16 protein-coding genes and 1 tRNA gene are annotated in these 16,698 nt (G+C 66.3%); 8 read left to right on the top strand and 9 right to left on the bottom strand.

Going from position 1 to position 16,698, the window contains the following annotated elements:
* Positions 1–172: 172 nt before the first annotated feature.
* Positions 173–1,051 (top strand): UTP--glucose-1-phosphate uridylyltransferase, encoded by an 879-nt coding sequence (locus tag RT662_RS11280; RefSeq protein ID WP_313670801.1) that lies wholly within the window; start codon positions 173–175, stop codon positions 1,049–1,051.
* A 4-nt stretch (positions 1,052–1,055) separates the two neighbouring features.
* On the opposite strand, the gene RT662_RS11285 is transcribed toward RT662_RS11280, so the two are convergent.
* Positions 1,056–1,490, bottom strand: coding sequence for a molybdopterin-dependent oxidoreductase (locus RT662_RS11285; protein WP_313670802.1), 435 nt, complete (start codon positions 1,488–1,490; stop codon positions 1,056–1,058).
* A 95-nt stretch (positions 1,491–1,585) separates the two neighbouring features.
* Here RT662_RS11285 and RT662_RS11290 point away from each other — a divergent pair, with 95 nt between their 5' ends.
* Together RT662_RS11290 and RT662_RS11295 are read left to right on the top strand one after the other, a co-directional pair.
* Complete coding sequence (locus RT662_RS11290; protein WP_313670803.1) at positions 1,586–2,080, top strand: flavin reductase family protein; 495 nt, start codon at positions 1,586–1,588, stop codon at positions 2,078–2,080.
* Positions 2,070–3,605 carry a lipopolysaccharide biosynthesis protein gene (locus tag RT662_RS11295; RefSeq protein ID WP_313670804.1) on the top strand — a complete coding sequence of 512 codons (1,536 nt, stop codon included), beginning with the start codon at positions 2,070–2,072 and terminating at the stop codon, positions 3,603–3,605. Before RT662_RS11290 ends, RT662_RS11295 begins: the two co-directional genes overlap by 11 nt.
* Here the strand turns inward: RT662_RS11295 and RT662_RS11300 are convergent.
* Positions 3,602–4,063: a cupin domain-containing protein gene (locus RT662_RS11300; protein ID WP_313670805.1), complete on the bottom strand. Its 462-nt coding sequence runs from the start codon at positions 4,061–4,063 to the stop codon at positions 3,602–3,604. The two genes, RT662_RS11295 and RT662_RS11300, sit on opposite strands and share 4 nt — an antisense overlap.
* 11 nt (positions 4,064–4,074) lie before the next feature.
* On the bottom strand, positions 4,075–4,839 hold the full coding sequence (locus RT662_RS11305) for a hypothetical protein (RefSeq protein WP_313670806.1): 765 nt from the start codon (positions 4,837–4,839) through the stop codon (positions 4,075–4,077).
* Positions 4,840–4,969: 130 nt separating this feature from the next.
* Here RT662_RS11305 and RT662_RS11310 point away from each other — a divergent pair, with 130 nt between their 5' ends.
* Complete coding sequence (locus RT662_RS11310; RefSeq protein ID WP_313670807.1) at positions 4,970–5,260, top strand: putative quinol monooxygenase; 291 nt, start codon at positions 4,970–4,972, stop codon at positions 5,258–5,260.
* 19 nt (positions 5,261–5,279) lie between these two features.
* Here RT662_RS11310 and metK read toward each other — a convergent pair whose 3' ends face one another.
* Both metK and lnt read right to left on the bottom strand, forming a co-directional pair.
* Positions 5,280–6,530, bottom strand: a complete 1,251-nt coding sequence (gene metK / locus RT662_RS11315; protein WP_313670808.1) for a methionine adenosyltransferase — start codon at positions 6,528–6,530, stop codon at positions 5,280–5,282.
* A gap of 98 nt (positions 6,531–6,628) precedes the next feature.
* Positions 6,629–8,371, bottom strand: a complete 1,743-nt coding sequence (gene lnt / locus RT662_RS11320) for an apolipoprotein N-acyltransferase (RefSeq protein WP_313670809.1) — start codon at positions 8,369–8,371, stop codon at positions 6,629–6,631.
* Positions 8,372–8,507: 136 nt separating this feature from the next.
* Here lnt and RT662_RS11325 point away from each other — a divergent pair, with 136 nt between their 5' ends.
* The 3 genes from RT662_RS11325 to RT662_RS11335 are packed head-to-tail and all read left to right on the top strand — an operon-like array spanning position 8,508 to position 12,424.
* A complete protein-coding gene (locus RT662_RS11325; RefSeq protein ID WP_313670810.1) occupies positions 8,508–9,275 on the top strand; it encodes an ATP-binding cassette domain-containing protein in 768 nt (255 codons plus the stop codon).
* Positions 9,272–10,804 (top strand): ABC transporter permease/substrate-binding protein, encoded by a 1,533-nt coding sequence (locus RT662_RS11330; RefSeq protein ID WP_313670811.1) that lies wholly within the window; start codon positions 9,272–9,274, stop codon positions 10,802–10,804. The genes RT662_RS11325 and RT662_RS11330 overlap by 4 nt, the downstream gene beginning before the upstream one ends.
* A 24-nt stretch (positions 10,805–10,828) precedes the next feature.
* Positions 10,829–12,424: a DUF885 family protein gene (locus RT662_RS11335; protein ID WP_313670812.1), complete on the top strand. Its 1,596-nt coding sequence runs from the start codon at positions 10,829–10,831 to the stop codon at positions 12,422–12,424.
* A gap of 12 nt (positions 12,425–12,436) precedes the next feature.
* On the opposite strand, the gene RT662_RS11340 is transcribed toward RT662_RS11335, so the two are convergent.
* On the bottom strand, positions 12,437–13,783 hold the full coding sequence (locus tag RT662_RS11340; protein WP_313670813.1) for a M24 family metallopeptidase: 1,347 nt from the start codon (positions 13,781–13,783) through the stop codon (positions 12,437–12,439).
* Positions 13,784–13,857: 74 nt separating this feature from the next.
* Positions 13,858–13,932 (bottom strand) — tRNA-Thr (locus tag RT662_RS11345).
* 105 nt (positions 13,933–14,037) lie between these two features.
* Here RT662_RS11345 and RT662_RS11350 point away from each other — a divergent pair.
* Positions 14,038–14,187, top strand: a complete 150-nt coding sequence (locus RT662_RS11350) for a hypothetical protein (protein ID WP_313670814.1) — start codon at positions 14,038–14,040, stop codon at positions 14,185–14,187.
* On the opposite strand, the gene RT662_RS11355 is transcribed toward RT662_RS11350, so the two are convergent.
* Positions 14,184–14,735 (bottom strand): glutathione peroxidase, encoded by a 552-nt coding sequence (locus RT662_RS11355; RefSeq protein ID WP_313670816.1) that lies wholly within the window; start codon positions 14,733–14,735, stop codon positions 14,184–14,186. The genes RT662_RS11350 and RT662_RS11355 overlap by 4 nt on opposite strands.
* An 80-nt stretch (positions 14,736–14,815) precedes the next feature.
* On the bottom strand, positions 14,816–16,612 hold the full coding sequence (locus RT662_RS11360) for an aminopeptidase P family protein (RefSeq protein WP_313670817.1): 1,797 nt from the start codon (positions 16,610–16,612) through the stop codon (positions 14,816–14,818).
* Positions 16,613–16,698 lie beyond the last annotated feature (86 nt).

The following is a 16,698-nucleotide window of genomic DNA, read 5'->3' on the forward strand; positions in this document are numbered from 1 at the left end:
ATCACCTACCGCGATGGCGAAGCCACCGGCTTGCTGCCCGGCCGGCTGCTGCGCGGCGGCACAAGTGGCTGAAAAGCCCGCGACTCGGCGCGTCCAGCACGCCGTTCATCGAAGTTACGCTTGACCGACCGTAATGGTTGGCAATGGATGATTGCCAACCATAGGGGCCAATATGTCGATTCAGCCAGTCAAAACCGCTGTTTTCCCAGTCGGCGGCCAGGGCACACGCTTCCTGCCGGCCACAAAGGTCATGCCCAAGGAAATGCTGCCGGTCGTGGACAAGCCGCTGCTGCAATATGCGGTGGATGAAGCCATTGCCGCCGGTATCGAACGATTGGTGTTCGTCACCGCGCGCGGCAAGGGCGCGCTGGAGGATTATTTCGATGTCGCCCGCGAATTGGTCGACAGCCTGAAGGCCAAGGGCAAGACGGCGGAACTCGCCGTGCTGGAGGCAACCCAGATCGAACCGGGCCGCATGGTCTATGTGCGCCAGCAGGAACCGGCCGGGCTGGGCCATGCCGTGTGGTGCGCCCGCCATGTCGTGGGGCGCGAGGCGTTTGCCGTGCTGCTGCCCGATGAACTGCTGTGGAACCCTGCTTATCCGGCGCTGAAGGAAATGCACGACGCCTACCAGCGTCTGGGTGGAAATATCATTTCGGTGCTGGAAGTGCCGGAAGCGCACACCCACCGTTATGGCATCGTCTCACCCGGCGCATCAGAAGGCCTGATCACCGAGGTGAAGGGCCTGGTGGAAAAGCCCAAACAAGGCACCGCCCCATCGCGCCTGGCTGCCATTGGCCGTTATATCCTGCAGCCCGAGGTGATGGACGTGCTGGCGCTGGGCAAGCGCGGCGCCGGCAACGAAATCCAGCTCACCGATGCCATGGCGGAGATGATCGGGCAGCAGCCGTTCCACGCCCTCACCTTTACCGGCACCCGCTTTGATTGCGGCGACAAGGCCGGGCATGTGACGGCCAACATCGCGCTGGCGCTGGAGCGCGACGATGTCGGCCCGGCCGTGCGCGAATGGCTGCGGGCGCAGACCTTCTGACGGCTCAGGGCAGGCTCACCACGCGCAGCGCCCGCAATTGGCGGACCGACCGGGCAGCGCGGATTTCGCCGGGAACCACCAGCCGCAGCGGGCCATCGGCTTGTGGTAGCGCCTTGCCATCGCACGCGCTCGCCACCAGCACGCTGCGGTTGCCCAGCTTGGGATCAAGTTCGGCCAGGCTGAAGGCAACGCGATAGCCATCGGCAGCTTCGGCGACGATTATCGTCGTCAGCGCCGGGCCACGCAGCGCCTCGCCAGCCGGCAGGCCGGCCGCCGCCGCCAGATCGGCCAGCCAGACACCGGTGCAGGCATGCTTCTTCCCGTGTGCCGTGAGGGTTGCATTGGCCACCGGCAGCCGTGCCAGCGTCGCAGCGTCCACTGGCAGGCTGGTAGGCAAAGCAGCGCTTGCGGCGAGCAGGGCAAGGGCGGCGGCGATCATGCAATGTCTTTCGGCTGTGACAGTTGGGCCACGATAGCGCCGCTGCGAGCATCCGCAACATTGACGGGCGGCGGATTCGCGATAGGGGACGGCGGATGACCAACGCTGATGCCCCTTTCGATCCTCGCCTGCTGCGCGATGCCTTTGGCTGCTTCGCCACCGGCGTCACCGTGATCACCAGCCAATCGCTGTCGGGCGAACGTGTCGGGCTCACCGCCAACAGCTTCACCTCGCTCAGCCTTGATCCGCCGCTTTTGCTGTTCTGCCCGGCCAATGGCGCATCGGCGCTGCCGGTGCTGCGCGAATCGGGGCGCTTTGCCATCAACATCCTTGATCTGGATGGCCAGGTTGTCGCCGATCGCTTCACCAAGAAGGGCATCGACCGCTTTGCCGAGCATGATTGGCAGGATTGGGATGGCGTGCCGGTGCTGGCCAGCGCCAAGGCTGCCTTTGCCTGCACGCTGCACGCCGATCATGATGGCGGCGATCACCGCATAATCGTCGGCCGGGTAACCCGGCTGGCGCTCGACCAGGCCCGCGAGCCTTTGCTTTATCTGCACGGCCGCTATCGCCGGGTGCATGTTGGCTGAAACGCCGGCCTCGAACCCCCAGCGGGACGCGGCGGAAACCGCCGCGCTGGCCAAGGGCGGGCGCACCAGCTTCTTCGGTTATGTGCTGCGGCTGGCGGCGCGCTTTCCGTTCCTGTTCATCGCCGGGCGCTTGTATGGCGCCGAAGCGCTGGGCCGCTTTGCCTATGCCACCATGGTGGTTGAACTGGTGGCGATGCTGGCCACGCTGGGCCTGAAGCGCGGCCTTGCCGAAGACATGGCGCGGCGCCCGCAGGATGAAGCAGCGGCGCTGATCGATGCGTTGCTGGCGGCGCTGGTCGCGTCGCTGGCCGGGGCGGCGGTGTTGGTACTGCTGCCCGAACTCGTGTTCCCGGCAACCCGGCTGGCCCAGCTTGATCGCTGGTTTGCGTTGATCATCCCGTTCATCGCGCTGGCCGATGTGGCGCTGGCAGGCCTTGCCTTCCACCATGATGTTGGCGCGCAGGTGCGGGCCCGTTCGATCATCGAACCCTGGGTGCTGTCGATTGCCGCGCTGGCGCTGGCCTTCACCGCCTGGAAAAGCGATGGCATGCTGATAGCCTATCTCTTGTCGATGGTGGCAGCGTTCTTCGCGGCGCTGTCGCCAGCGCTGCGTCGCTTTGGCTGGCCGGCCGAGTGGCGGCTGGATGTGGGGCGCATCTGGCGACTGGTGAAAACCAACGTGCCGCTGGCTGGGGCCGATATCGCCGAATGGGGCGCGCGCCGGCTCGACATCTTCATTCTTGGCCGCTTTGCGTCGGCGGAGATTGTCGGCATCTATTATGTGGCACAGCAGATCGCCTCGCTGCCGCAGCGGCTGAAATCCAGCTTCGATCCGATTCTCGGCCCCGTACTAACCCGCAACCTCGCCGCCGGCAATCTGGCCAAGGCAGCGGGCCATGTGCGCCAGATCAGTTTCTGGGTGGCGGCCGTGCAGCTGGGGGCGGTGTTGGCGCTCGGCATCCCCGGCCAGGCCGCGATGGGCCTGTTTGGCCCGGCCTTTGCCGCCGGGGTGACGGTGCTGGCCATGCTGCTGACGGTAGAATTGTTTGCCGCCCAAGCCGCCGTGGCGGAAGGCGCGCTGATCTATGTGGCGCGCAATGCCAATCTGATGTGGTCTGTCATCGGGCTGGCGGTGCAAGCCGGGCTGTCGCTGCTGCTGGTGCCGATGGCGGGCCCATTGGGTGGCGGCGTGGGGGCGGCGCTGGCCTTGGCGATCGCGGCGTTGCTGCAATCGGTGGCCAAATCCCGGCTGTTGCAGGCGCGGCTGGGTCAAGCCGTGTCTGGCTGGCGGCCGTCGTTGCTGCTGGCGGGCATTCCGGCCTTTGGTGTGGGCCTGCTGGTGTTGCGCACGCCGGAACCCATCCAGCTGTCGATAGGGTTTTTCGCAATTCTGGGCAGCTATGGCCTGATCATCTGGCGCTTCGGCTTCAAGGGTGCCGATCGCCTGCTGTTCGCGCGCGGCCTGAAGAAGATCGAGGATGAAGCCGCCAGCCTGCCGCTGCCGTTGCCGGTGGACAAGCTCTAACCGGGCAGCTTCACCCAGCTCGCCAGCGCCGGATCGACATCGGCGGACGAGACCGGCCCTTCCCCGATGATCTGCACGATCACCGTGTCATCGCTGTTGGAGCCATCCCAATGCACACCGCCGGCCGGGTGGAACATGTAACTGCCGGCGGGCAGCGCCTGCGCCTTGTCGGGCGCGAAATCCGGCCCGGTGCCGGCAAACCAGCGGCCCTGCAGCACCGTCACATGCCGATCACGGCTGTGGCTGTGCGGCCGGTCCATCACGTGGGGCGGGAATTTCACCCGGATCACATAGGTGCCGGGCTGCGACGGGTTGCCGGCGATCAGGGCGCTCTGCGCACCTTGGCCGTTCGGTATCGGCTGCCACAGCACGGTTTCGGCTGGAACGGTGCGAAATCCCGCCGGCTGTGCCGCGGCAGCACCTGCCATCGCCAGCGTCATGAACAACAACAGGCGCATAGGCGCTCTCCTTACATGCCGGGCGGCGGGTTGCCGAAGGCATTGCCGTCGACGGTAGCGCCCGGCGTTCCCGCAACCACGCTGGCATAAAGATCGGCCCCCAGCGGAGTGGCGGCGAGGGCAAAGCCCAGTGCCAGCGCCACCACCGGCGCGGCCAGCCCGATATTCCAGGCTGGGTGCCAGCCTTCGCCCGCCCGCCATTCGCGAAAGGCCAGATAGATCGGGAACAACATGCCGGGGATGGAGGTGATTTCCATCGCCCACGGGATCAGGAACGGCGCCGGCAACAGGCGGCCAAAGGCTGGCCCCATGATGCTGGCCAGTGCACACAGGTGCAGGCGGCGGTGCCAGCCGGTGTCGCGCCGGTTGGCAATCGCGCTCAGCGCCAGTGCCGCAAAGGCGAACAGGCTGAGCGGGTTCTGCATCATGAAATACTGCGGCCGGAAGAAGAATGGTGTGCGCCCGGCCTGTGCCACGGCGATGGTAATCGCCACCCCGGCAAATACCATGGCGATGATCCACACCAGGCCCAGCCAGCCCAAACGGCGGTGCCACGTCAGCCGGCCACTGGCGGCCAGACCGGCCTGCAGCAGCGACAGGCCAACCCAGCCAAAGAAGATGATGCCGTGAATGTGCCAGATCGCCGGCATGGAAAAGGTGGAGCGACCCATCGCCAGATGCATGGAAAAGGCCGCCGCAAAGATCAGCGCCATCACGCCGGTGATGCGCGCCTGCGTGCCCAGCCAGTCATGTGTGGATGTTGCCCGTGTCGCCATTATCGTTCGTCCCCCCGGTGAACGGGGCCAATATTAATCGCTGGCAGGCGCGGCGTCCATCTTTTCGCCAGCTAGGCGGATGCGCAGCGCTGGGCCAGCCTGAGGGCAACAACCCAAACGGAGACCAAGCATGATCGGTGTGATCGCAACCCTGAAGATCCAGGACGGCAAGTCAGAGGATTTCGAAGCGGTGTTCCGCACCCTTTCAGCGGCCGTGCGCGCCAATGAACCGGGCAATCTCTGCTATCAGCTCACCCGTTCGAAAACGGATCCCACCACCTACAAGGTGCTGGAAGTCTATGCCGATGCCGATGCCCTGAAGGCCCACGGCGCCAGCGACCATTTCAAGGCCGCCGGCCCGGGCCTCGGTGCCTGCCTCGCCGGCAAGCCTGAGGTCGAATATCTGGACGGGGTGGCCTGAACCACCCCTCCAGCCAGCTTCAGAGCGCTGCCTTCAGCGCGGCGACGAGGTCGGTCTTTTCCCAGCTGAAGCCGCCGTCGGCATCCGGCGTGCGGCCGAAGTGGCCATAGGCCGCCGAGCGCTGGTAGATCGGGCGGTTGAGGCCCAGCTGCGTGCGGATGCCCTTCGGGGTCAACGGAAAGCCGAGCTTGTCCTTGTCGCTCAGCACGGCTTCCACTGCGGCTTCGGCCACGGTGCCGGTGCCGTGCAGATCGACGTGGATCGACAGCGGCGCCGCGACGCCGATGGCATAGCTCAGCTGGATGGTGCAGCGCTTGGCGAGGCCAGCGGCGACGATATTCTTGGCGAGGTAGCGGCACACATAGGCGGCCGAACGGTCAACCTTGGTCGGGTCCTTGCCGCTGAAGGCGCCGCCGCCGTGCGGGGCAGCGCCGCCATAGGTGTCCACGATGATCTTGCGGCCGGTCACGCCGGCATCGCCATCGGGGCCGCCGATTTCGAACTTGCCGGTGGGGTTGAGGTGCAAGACCGTATCGGCGCTGAGGAAGCTGGCCGGCAGCACGTTGGCCAGCACACCCTTCACATAGGTTTCCAGTTCGGCGAACTTGGCGGCATCACCGCCCTTTTCGCCATCCTTTTCCCACGGCTTGCAATAATCCGGCGCGTGCTGGGTCGAAACCACGATGGCAATGGCGGCCACCGGCACTTCATTTTCGTAACGCAGCGTCACCTGGCTCTTGGCGTCCGGCTCCAGGAACGGCGCCACGCCGCTGTGACGGTCATCCGCCATCTGCTTGAGGATGCGGTGGGAATAATACAGCGTCGCCGGCATCAGATCCGGGGTTTCATCGGTGGCATAGCCGAACATGATGCCCTGATCGCCGGCGCCTTCATCCTTGTTGCCGCTGGCGTCCACGCCCTGCGCGATGTCCGACGACTGCGGGTGCAGGTGGTTTTCAAAGGTCAAATTCTGCCAGTGGAAGCCCGACTGTTCATAACCGATGCGCTTCACCGTTTCGCGCACGGCGCGCTGGATTTCTTCCTGCGCGCCCGGTTCCCAATTGCCGGCCGTATCGATCATGCCGCGGCCGCGCACTTCACCGGCCAGCACGACCCGGTTGGTGGTGGTCAGCGTTTCGCAGGCGACGCGGGCTTCCGGATCCTTGGCGAGGAACAGATCGACCACGGCATCGGAAATCTGGTCTGCCACCTTGTCGGGATGGCCTTCGGACACGGATTCGGAGGTGAAGATGAAGCTGCTGCGGGTCATGACACACTTCTCACGATGAGGGGACGCGCCCTCATACGCACGGCGGCCCGCCGGCGCAAGTCGTATAACGACATCTTTATATCATTAACCGATCCGCTTCACACCGTGCCAGTCTCGACCGCGATCGTGCGCATCGGCCGCGGCGGCGGTGTGGGCCGGTGGCGTTCCAGCAGCCACCCGGCCAGCGCCAGCAGCAGCGCCAGCACCGCCACCGGATACAGGCCCAGCCGAGCAAACAGGGTTTCGGGCTGCGGGGGTGGCAAGCTGGTGACGATGGCGCCGATCTCGCCCTGCACCAGCGACGTGCGCACCCGGCCAAAGCCATCGATCACTGCGCTGATACCGGTGGGGGTGGCGCGGGCAACCGGCAAGCCTTCCTCGATGGCGCGCAGCCGCGATTGCGCCAGGTGTTGCGGTGGTCCCCAGGCGCCAAACCAGGCATCGTTGGAAACATTGGCAATCCAGCCTGGCCGGTTGCCGCGATCGGCCACGGCCTGCGGGAAGGCGATTTCGTAACAGATCATCGGCGACACGCTGGTGAAGCTTGGCAGCATCAGGGTGCGCGGGCCGGGGCCAGCAGCGAAATCGAAATCGCCGGGCACCAGCCGGGCAATGCCCAGCGGTTCCAGCCAATCGCGCAACGGCACATATTCGCCCAGCGGCACCAGATGCGCCTTGTCGAACCGGGCGACGATGCGGCCATCCCCGGCGATGGCAAACAGGCTGTTGGCATAACGGGCGGTACCATCACGATTCCGGTTCACCCCGGTGCCGCCGGCCAGCAGCAGATCGCCGCGGCCGATGCTGCCGGCGATGCGGGCAAGTGCCGGCGGATCGATCTCCATCAATGCGTCGATGGCGCCTTCCGGCCACAGGATCAACGCGGGCTTGCGCGGCAGCAGCGCCGTGCCGCCGCCGGCCTGTTCCGGCGTGGGCGCAGCAAGGCCGGGGGCCAGCTTGTTCTTCATCTCGCCCGTCACCTTGTCGGTACTGGGCGGCACCGGTGAGACCACGCCTTCGGTTTCGGTGAGCTCGCGCCGCGCCACTTCGGCATTCTGCAGCACCGGTCGGCCGGCTTGCGCGGCCTGGTTCAGCCCTTGCCGGGTGAGCCTGATATAGGTGGCGATATGGCGTTCGGCAGCGGCGGCGTCATAACGTTCATCCTGGCCAATCCCTGGTTGCACGATCACCAGCGGCGTGCCGATGAAATCATTTTCGGTGATCATGCTGCCGCCCAGCAGCGCCAGCAGGCCGGTACCGGCCAGCGTGCCAATGCCTGCCGCCCGCCAGCGGCCGGGATTGCGGACCAGCCAAAGCAGCGCCACGCCGCAGGCCAGCGCCAGCATCGAAAGCCCGGTGCCGCCTACCACCGATGCCAGCTGCGCCACCGGCGTTTCCAGCCAGATCGCCCCGGCCGGATTCCAGGCAAAGCCGGTGAGCAGCGTGCCGCGCAGGGTTTCGGCCAGCGGCCATAGCGCCACCAGCCACAGCGCACGCGCCACGGGCTTTTTCGCCAGCCGCACCGCCAGCCCGGCCGGCAGCGCCACGAACAGCGCCAGGTACATGCTGAGGCCAATCACCGCGACCCAGCCCAGCGCGGCCGGCATCTTGGCCTGATAGGTGAAGGACGTGGCGATCCAGTTCAGCGACACGGCAAACATCGCTGTCCCGAACAGCCAGCCGCGCGCCGCTGCTGCCCAGCCGCTGCCGGCGGTGATGACCAAATGGGCAAACAGCGCCAGGCCAATCAGGCCCAACGGCCACAGGTTGAGCGGCGCGAACGCCAGAGCGTTGGCGGCGCCGGCGGTGATCGCGACAATCGGATGGCGGGGTCCCTGCATGGTTGCCGGTGGTAGCCGGCTGCCACGCTGGAAGCCAGTGGCCTTTTGATGACGGGCTGTCGCGATTCGGGTGTGGCCGCCCCGTCCATGCCGTGCCACACAGGCGGCGATGGCTTCCGCTCCGCCTGCTCCACCTGTGCCCCCGCCAGAGCTGGCTCTGGCGCTGTCGGGCGTGACGCTGGCGCTGGGTGGCCGTCCGGTGCTGGCCGGCATTGATCTGGTGGTGCACCAGGGCCAGTTCGTGGCGCTGGTTGGCGCGTCGGGGGCGGGCAAGTCCAGCCTGCTGAGGCTGATCAACCGCATGCTGGAGCCTGATGCCGGCACGGTCGCCGTGCACGGCGCCGATGTCGCCGGCCTTGATGCGATGAATCTGCGGCGGGGAATCGGTTATGCCGTGCAGGGCGGCGGGCTTTTCCCGCACTGGACGGTGGCCGACAATATCGCGGCGGTGCCCTGGCTGCTGGGCTGGCCCAAGCCAAAGCGCATGGAACGGGCGGCTGAATTGATGGCGATGCTGGAACTGCCGCCGCATCTGGCGCAGCGCTTCCCAGGCGAACTGTCAGGCGGGCAGGCCAGCCGGGTGGGGCTGGCGCGGGCGCTGGCGGTCAGCCCGAAATTGCTGCTGCTCGATGAACCGTTCGGCGCGCTCGATCCTGAAACCCGCGACGAGCTTGGCGACCGCCTGCTGGCGCTGCACCGGGCGCAGGGGCTGACAACAGTGATGGTCACCCACGATCTGGCCGATGCACTGCTGCGGGCTGACCTGATGGTGGTGCTGGATGGCGGGCGGGTCGTCGCCTGCGGGCCGCCCGCCGAAGTGGCCGCGGATTCGCACCCAGCGGTGCAGAATCTGGTGGCCACGCCATTGGCGCAGGCACGGGCGCTTGCCGGGATGGGCAAATGATTGCCGGCTGGGAAACCCTGCCCTCGGCACTGGCCGCGCATCTGGCGATCAGTGCAGCGGCCTTGGCGCTGGCGCTGCTGGTGGCGACGCCGCTGGTGCTGCTGATGCCGGGCCGGCCCTGGCTGCGGCGCACGGTGATGGGGCTGGCCAGCGTGGTGCAGACGGTGCCGGCCCTCGCGCTGTTGGCGCTGTTCTTCCCGCTGCTGGTGCTGCTGCGCAATCTTACCGGGTTGCCGGTGCCGTCGCTGGGCCTGCTGCCGTCGCTGCTGGCGCTGGCGCTCTATGCGCTGCTGCCGCTGCTGCGCGGCGGGGCGGGTGGACTGGCTGCCGTGCCCGACAGTGTGCGTGATGCCGCCCGCGCCATCGGCATGAGCGCCAGCCAGCGCCTTTTCCATGTTGAACTCTCGCTGGCGGCCCCGGTGGTGATGGGTGGCGTGCGCACGGCCGCAGTTTGGACCATCGGTGCCGCCACATTGGCGACGATGGTGGGGCAGGAAAGCCTGGGCGATCTGATCTTCGCCGGGTTGCAGTTGCAGGACTGGCAACAGGTGCTGCTCGGCTGCGTGGCGGCGGCCGCGCTGGCGCTCATCGTTGATGGCGCACTCGGTTGGTGCCAGCGGGGGATTGCCGAACGGCGCTGGGCGCCGGCTGCCAAGGGCCTTGTCCTGCTCGTCCTACTCGCGGCGGGCGTCACCGGCTGGTGGCTGCAGAGCCGCCCGGCCACCCAGGTGCGGCCCGTTCTGATCGGCACCAAGACCTTTTCCGAGCAGTATATCCTGGCCGAACTGATCGCGGCCGATCTGCGCGCCGCCGGCCAGCCCACGGGCGTGCGTTCCGGCCTGGGATCGGGCATCGCCTTTCAAAGCCTGGCGGCCGGCGGAATCGACATTTCCATCGATTACACCGGCACCTTATGGACGCAGGCGCTGGGCCGCAGCGATGTCGTGCCGCGTGCCGATATGCTGCGTATCCTCACGGAACAGTTGAAATCCCGCTATGGCGTCACCGTGGCAGCGCGGCTGGGCTTTGAGAATGCCTACGCACTGGCCATGCGCCGGGCCGATGCGCAGCGGCTGGGCGTGCGCAGCATTTCCGATCTGGCGCGGGTTTCGGCCAAGCTGAAACTGGCCACTGATCTGGAATTCCTGTCACGCACCGAGTGGACAGCGATGCGCAGCAGCTATGGTTTGGAATTTGCCAGCATGCGCGCCTTCACCCCGGTGCTGATGGTGGCTGCGCTCAAGGATGGGGCAGCCGACGTGATCACCGCTTACAGCAGCGATGGCGCGCTGGCCGGGGCGGATATCGTGCTGCTCACCGATGATCGTGGCGCGCTGCCCGCCTATGATGCGCTGTTGCTGGTGGCGCCGGGCCGCGATGATCTGGTGCGGCGGCTGGCGCGCTATGACGGCCGCATTTCGGTGGATGCGATGCGCATTGCCAACTGGCAGGCCGATCGCCCCACCAACAAGCGCAGCCCGACCGAAGCGGCGCGCTGGCTGGCCACGGAAACCGGCTTGCAGCGTTGAGCCGGCCGGGCCAAGCTGTGGCCCATGAAGAAACTCCTCCTCGCCCTTCTCCTGTTGCTGGCTGCCCCGGTTTTCGCCGGCACGCCGGCTGATCTCCACGCGCTGTTTGCCGATTGGCGGCGCTTCCACGGCGGGCCGGGGGGCGTTCCAGATTACACGCCGCCGGCCGTTACCGCGCGCGCCGAGGCGCTGAAGGGCTTTCAGGCCAAGCTGGCAGCGATCGACACCAAGGGCTGGACCGCCGCCGACAAGGTGGATTGGCAGCTGGTGCAGGCCGAAATGAACGGCCTGAAGTTCGATCTGGAGGTGGCAAAGCCTTGGGCCCGCGATCCGGCCTGGTATCTTTCGCTGTGGAATGCGCAAAGCGACACGCCCGATCATGAAGGCCCGGTCCACGTCGCGCCGATCGATCCGTGGCGTTACACTTTCCCACTCTCCAAACCGGATGCCGATCGGCTGGCCGGCGAACTGGCGCATATCCCGCCGCTGCTGGCCCAGGCGCGTGGCAACCTGACCGGCAATGCCGCCGATCTGTGGAACGCCAGCCCGATCACGCTGGCCGAACAGGAAGGGGGGTTGGTTGGCCTTGCCGGCAAGGTGAAGGGGCACAAGCTGCTCGAACGCCGCGTTGCCGAAGCGCTGGCCGCCACGCGGGATTTCATCGCCTGGGTGAAGGCCGAGGCGCCGAAGAAGTCAGGCCCATCCGGCGTCGGGGTGGAGGCCTATAACTGGTATCTGAAGCACGTCCAGCTTTCGCCCTACAGCTGGGAGCAGGAGGTGGCGATCCTGTCCCGCGAGTTGGCCCGCGCCCATGCCGGGCTGCGGCTGGAGGAAAATAACCACAAGGCGCTGCCGCCTCTCACCAGCCCGGCCAGTCAGGCCGAGTGGGACGCCAAGAGCCTCGCCGACATCGATCATTTCATTGATTTCATGGACAAGACCGGGGTCGCCACCATCCAGCCCTACATGAAGCCCGAACTCGCCAAGCGCATCGGCAAATGGGTGCCGGCCGAACAACAGAATTTCTTCGCCATCGCGCAGGGCCGCGCGCCCAACAGCCTGTTCGCCCACTTCTACCACTGGTGGGATCTCGCCGAGATGCAGGTGCGCCCGCATCCCTCCCCGATCCGGCGCGGGCCGCTGCTGTACAACATCTGGGTCAGTCGGTCCGAAGGCAATGCCACGGCGATGGAAGCCATGATGCTGGATGCCGGCCTTTTCGACAACAAGCCGCGGTCGCGCGAAGTGGTGTGGATCATGCAGGCCCAGCGCGCGGCGCGCGGGCTGGCGTCGCTCTATGCCCAGACCAACCAGATCGACCTCAAGGCCGCGATGGCGATGCAGGTGGCGCGCACCCCCAACGGCTGGATGAGCCCCGATCTGCCGCTGCTCGGCTTTGAACAGTCGCTCTATCTGCGGCAGGCCGGCTATGGCCCCAGCTATATCACCGGCAAGGCCCAGATCGAGCAGCTGTTTGCCGAAGTGGCCGAGCAGGAACGCGCCAGTCTGCCCGGCGGCACCTTCACGGTGAAGGGCTTTTATGACCGGCTGGGCGGCTTCGGCATGATCCCGGTCAGCCTCATTCGCGAACAGTGGTTGGGTGTTCCGGTCGGCCAATAAGGCCGACACGGCTCACTTTGCGGCGCGCGGGATCAGATGCAGCTGCGTCTGCCGTCCATCGATCCAGCGGAAGCTGCTGCCGTTCCAGAACCCATCAACTTCCAGCGGGAAGCGGATTTCGGCGTTGCTCCATTCCGGCACCTTGGCGAGCGCCGCCAGTTCGATCGACCAGGCCGTATCGGCATAGATGCGATAGTCGCCGCGACCGGGGATCGGGTTCTGATGTTCCCAATTGCCGATCCATGGCCCTGCACCATGGCCGTGCAGGCCAATGCTGTGCGTGTAGATGATCGGGTTGGTGCCAGTGGCAATCGCCTTCTGGCGCGCAGCCATCAGCACTTCGTTGCCGGTGGCGCCGGTCTTGAAACTGGCAACCAGCGCGTCCTGCACCTTGTTGGCCGCCGCCATGCCGGCCTTCAAGCCCGCCGGCGCGTCCGTTTCGCCGGGGCGCAGCACATAGGCCAGTTGCTGCGTGTCGGTCTTCAGGCCCAGCATGCCGGCACAGAAATCCACGTGCAGCAGATCGCCGGGCATGATCACCGGGTTTTCCGGCAGGGTCTGCCGGCCCGGCGTGATACCGGGAGCGCCCGCGCGCTGCACCGTTACCGAAGGCTGGCACCAGGCATCCTGGCGCAGATCGGCCAGCCGTTCGCGATACCACCAGACAACGTCTTGCGTGGTGGTCACGCCCGGCGTGATCACCTTTTCCGATAGGCCTTCCGGGATCAGCGAATGCGCCACCCGCATGATTCCCTGATACACCGCCATGTCTTCGGGCGTGCGGGTTTCCAGATAGCCCAGCGCCATGCGCTCATGGCTTTCCAGCTTGGCTGCCGTGGGGCCCAGAGCGGTCAGCAACTGGCGATGCTCACCAGCCGAAAGGCCGTTGGCCAGCGCGAACGTCGGGTTGATGTTGATGGCGATGCGCCTTGGGCTGCGCTCGGCGATCAGCTGCGCCACCCGGCCCCATTGTTCCGGCTGCGCTTCCGGATCCCAAGCGGCCGGGAAGATATCGCCAACCGGATAGCGCGACACGGCCAGCCGCTCGACGCCCTTCTCCGGTCCGCGATCGAAGAAGATCAGCACCATGGTGCGCCGCGCCGAAGCCCAGGTGGCCGGCAGCATCGTCTTCACCACCGGGTCTTCATTATACTCGCTGGAAACGAGGACCCACATGTCCACGCCCACTTCGCGCATGATCCTGGGCACCACCGTGTCCAGCCGCGCCTTGATCAGTCGGTCGTGCGCCGCCACGCGGTCGCGCAAACCGGGAACGCCGGGCCGCTGATAATCCTGTGCGGCAGCGCCCGTGGCGACCATGCTGGTGGCCATCAACAATGCGGTGAATATCGCTTTCATGCCCGTCTCCCTGTTCGGGATCGGTGTAGGCGAGGTTGTGGCGCTTGTCAGCCGGCTTTGCAGGGTTCGGGCGGTGGTGCTGCCGGGGAGGATTGAACTCCCGACCTCAGCCTTACCAAGGATGCGCTCTACCACTGAGCTACGGCAGCACGGCCCGAACCAACCCGCGTTGCAGCGGGAAGCGGCCCTATGGCCAAGCCCTCCCTCACTGTCAAGCACTGACGCCGCCGCACACTTGGGCTATGAGGCGAACCATGACCAAGGAAACCGAAAAGCAGGCAAAGGCGCGCGCCGAACGGCTGGCGGCGGCGCTGCGGGCGAATCTGCGCAAACGGAAGGGGCTGGGCGATACCGGTGATCCGGCACGCAGCCAGCACCCCTCTCAGGCTGAAAAGCCGGATTAGTTGCCGGTGGCCAGCGCCTTGGCCACGGCCGCGGTCACTTCCGGCGAGGTCGGCGTGGTCTTGGTGCCGAAGGCGGCGATCAGGCGGCCATCCTTGCCGATCAGATATTTGTGGAAATTCCACTGCGGGGTCTTGTCTTCACCCAGCGTGTTCGCCGCCCACTTGTACAGCGGGATGGCCTTGGGGCCCTTGACCACAGCCTTTTCGGCCATCGGGAACTTGATGCCGAACTTGCTCTCGCAGAACTGCTTCACTTCGGCATTGCTGCCATATTCCTGGCCGCCGAAATCGCCCGACGGCACGCCGACGACGGTGAAGCCCTTGGCCTTGTAGCTGTCGTGCAGCGCCTGCAGGCCTTCATACTGCGGCGTGTACCCGCACATCGATGCGGTGTTGACCAGCAGCACCACCTTGCCCTTGTACTGCGCCATCGGCATCGGCTTGCCGTCGATGGTCTTCAGCGTGAACTGGTGCAGGCTCTGCGGGGCGGGCGCGGCGGCAACCAGCGCAGTCAACGCGGCGGCGGCAAGTGTGATGTGCTTGATCATGGTATTGACTCCCGAACGTTATTTTATGCGCTGATACCACGCCTGCAGGCTGCGGCGAAGGTGAAGGGTGACGCAGGGGCTCAGAGCGGCGCGCAGGCCTGTTCCAGCCAGCTCTGTTCCGCCGGATCGGTGAGCAATGGCCCGATTTCGGCCGCCACGCGGGCATGATAGGCATTCCACCAATCGCGTTCCTCGGCGGTCAGCAGGCTCACATCCACCAACCGCCGGTCGATCGGCGCCAGGGTGAGCTCCTTGAAGCCCATGATCTCGCGCTCGGCACCCTCGGCGCTGCGGCGTTCGACCAGCACCAGATTCTCGATGCGGATGCCGTATGCGCCCTGCTTGTAATAGCCGGGCTCGTTGGACAGGATCATGCCCGGTTGCAGCGGTTCGTCGCCGCCCGGCTGCGCCGACCAAGCCGCAGCGATGCGCTGCGGGCCTTCGTGCACGGAAAGATAGCTGCCCACACCGTGGCCGGTGCCGTGGTTGTAATCCAGACCCACGCTCCACAGATGCTGGCGGGCCAGCGCGTCCAGTTGCACACCCTTGGTGCCGGCCGGGAAGATGGCGCGGGCCAGTGCGATATGGCCCTTCAGCACGCGGGTGAAGCGATCCTGCATCTCCGGGCTGGGTGTGCCGACGATGAGCGTGCGCGTCACATCGGTGGTGCCATCGCGATACTGGCCGCCCGAATCGACGAGATAGATGCTGTCGTGCGTGATCGGTAGGTTGGTTTCTTCGCTCACCCGGTAATGCGGGAGCGCGGCATTGGGGCCGGCGGCCGAGATGGTGTCGAACGACAGATCTTCCAGGCTGTTGGTTTCGGCGCGGAACTGGCGCAGGCGTTCAGCGGCACCCAGCTCATCGAGTCCGCCCTTGGGGGCCTCGCTGTCGAACCAGGCCAGGAAGCGGGTGAGCGCCGCGCCGTCGCGGACATGGGCGGCGGTGGTGCCGGCAATCTCGGTGGGGTTCTTGACGGCGCGAGGCAGCACGGTCGGGTCGCGGGCTTCGACGATGCGGGCACCGCCGGCTTCCAGCGCGTTGAAGATGGCGGCGACGCACGATTGCGGATCGACCACCACGGTCTGGCCGGTCATCGCCTTCAGCGCCTCGGCAAAACTGTCGCGCGGCTGGCAGCGCACGGCGTCACCAAGATGCGCGCGCACGGCGGGCGTCAGCTTTTCGGGTGCCGTGAACAGGTCAACCGAGCCATCCTTGTGCGCGATCACGAAGGCCAGGGCGACCGGCGTGCGCGAGACATCCTTGCCGCGGATGTTGAGCAGCCAGGCGATCGAATCGAGCGCGGCGATGACGACTGCATCGGCGCTCTTGCCGGCCAGCCAAGCGGCCACTTCGGCCCGCTTTTCGGCATGGGCCCGGCCGGCGAACTGATCGTCATGCACTTCCAGCGGCGCCAGGCTGGGCGCCGGGCGGTCGGCCCACGCCGCATCGATCGGGTTCTTTGTCACAGCCACAAGTTCGGCGCCACGCGGCTTCAATTGCCCGGCGGCCTGCTTTGCCCATTGGCTGGTGTGCAGCCACGGATCATAGCCGATGCGCTGCCCGCCCTGTGCCTGCTCACCCAGCCACTGCGCGGCGCTGGTTTGCGGCACATCTTCATAGGCGAACAGATCGGCCGGCACCTGTTGGCGCACCTGCACGGTGTAGCGGCCATCGGTGAACATCGCTGCCCGGTCCGCCATCACCACCGCGCTGCCCGCCGATCCGCCAAAGCCGCTGATCCACGCCAGCCGCTGGGCATATTCACCCACATATTCGCTCATATGCTCATCGGTCAGCGGCACCACGAAGCCGGCAAGATTTTGGGCAGCGAGTTCGGCGCGAAGGGCGGTTAGGCGGCTGGCAATGGTGGACATGGGCGATCTTCCCTTTATCAATGCCGACCCAGATAGGCGCACTGCCCCCGCGCCTCAAGCACAGGAAATTTGATGCGTCTGTTTGT

The organism is Sandarakinorhabdus sp., from assembly GCF_032115815.1.
Taxonomy (GTDB): Bacteria; Pseudomonadota; Alphaproteobacteria; order Sphingomonadales; family Sphingomonadaceae; genus Sandarakinorhabdus.

What these genes read in the sequence shown, in the direction of transcription:
- RT662_RS11280 (WP_313670801.1), top strand. Translation starts at nt 173, where the DNA reads ATGTCGATTCAGCCAGTCAAAACCGCTGTTTTCCCAGTCGGCGGCCAG.
- RT662_RS11285 (WP_313670802.1), bottom strand. Translation starts at nt 1,490, where the DNA reads ATGATCGCCGCCGCCCTTGCCCTGCTCGCCGCAAGCGCTGCTTTGCCT.
- RT662_RS11290 (WP_313670803.1), top strand. Translation starts at nt 1,586, where the DNA reads ATGACCAACGCTGATGCCCCTTTCGATCCTCGCCTGCTGCGCGATGCC.
- RT662_RS11295 (WP_313670804.1), top strand. Translation starts at nt 2,070, where the DNA reads ATGTTGGCTGAAACGCCGGCCTCGAACCCCCAGCGGGACGCGGCGGAA.
- RT662_RS11300 (WP_313670805.1), bottom strand. Translation starts at nt 4,063, where the DNA reads ATGCGCCTGTTGTTGTTCATGACGCTGGCGATGGCAGGTGCTGCCGCG.
- RT662_RS11305 (WP_313670806.1), bottom strand. Translation starts at nt 4,839, where the DNA reads ATGGCGACACGGGCAACATCCACACATGACTGGCTGGGCACGCAGGCG.
- RT662_RS11310 (WP_313670807.1), top strand. Translation starts at nt 4,970, where the DNA reads ATGATCGGTGTGATCGCAACCCTGAAGATCCAGGACGGCAAGTCAGAG.
- metK (WP_313670808.1), bottom strand. Translation starts at nt 6,530, where the DNA reads ATGACCCGCAGCAGCTTCATCTTCACCTCCGAATCCGTGTCCGAAGGC.
- lnt (WP_313670809.1), bottom strand. Translation starts at nt 8,371, where the DNA reads ATGCAGGGACCCCGCCATCCGATTGTCGCGATCACCGCCGGCGCCGCC.
- RT662_RS11330 (WP_313670811.1), top strand. Translation starts at nt 9,272, where the DNA reads ATGATTGCCGGCTGGGAAACCCTGCCCTCGGCACTGGCCGCGCATCTG.
- RT662_RS11335 (WP_313670812.1), top strand. Translation starts at nt 10,829, where the DNA reads ATGAAGAAACTCCTCCTCGCCCTTCTCCTGTTGCTGGCTGCCCCGGTT.
- RT662_RS11340 (WP_313670813.1), bottom strand. Translation starts at nt 13,783, where the DNA reads ATGAAAGCGATATTCACCGCATTGTTGATGGCCACCAGCATGGTCGCC.
- RT662_RS11350 (WP_313670814.1), top strand. Translation starts at nt 14,038, where the DNA reads ATGACCAAGGAAACCGAAAAGCAGGCAAAGGCGCGCGCCGAACGGCTG.
- RT662_RS11355 (WP_313670816.1), bottom strand. Translation starts at nt 14,735, where the DNA reads ATGATCAAGCACATCACACTTGCCGCCGCCGCGTTGACTGCGCTGGTT.
- RT662_RS11360 (WP_313670817.1), bottom strand. Translation starts at nt 16,612, where the DNA reads ATGTCCACCATTGCCAGCCGCCTAACCGCCCTTCGCGCCGAACTCGCT.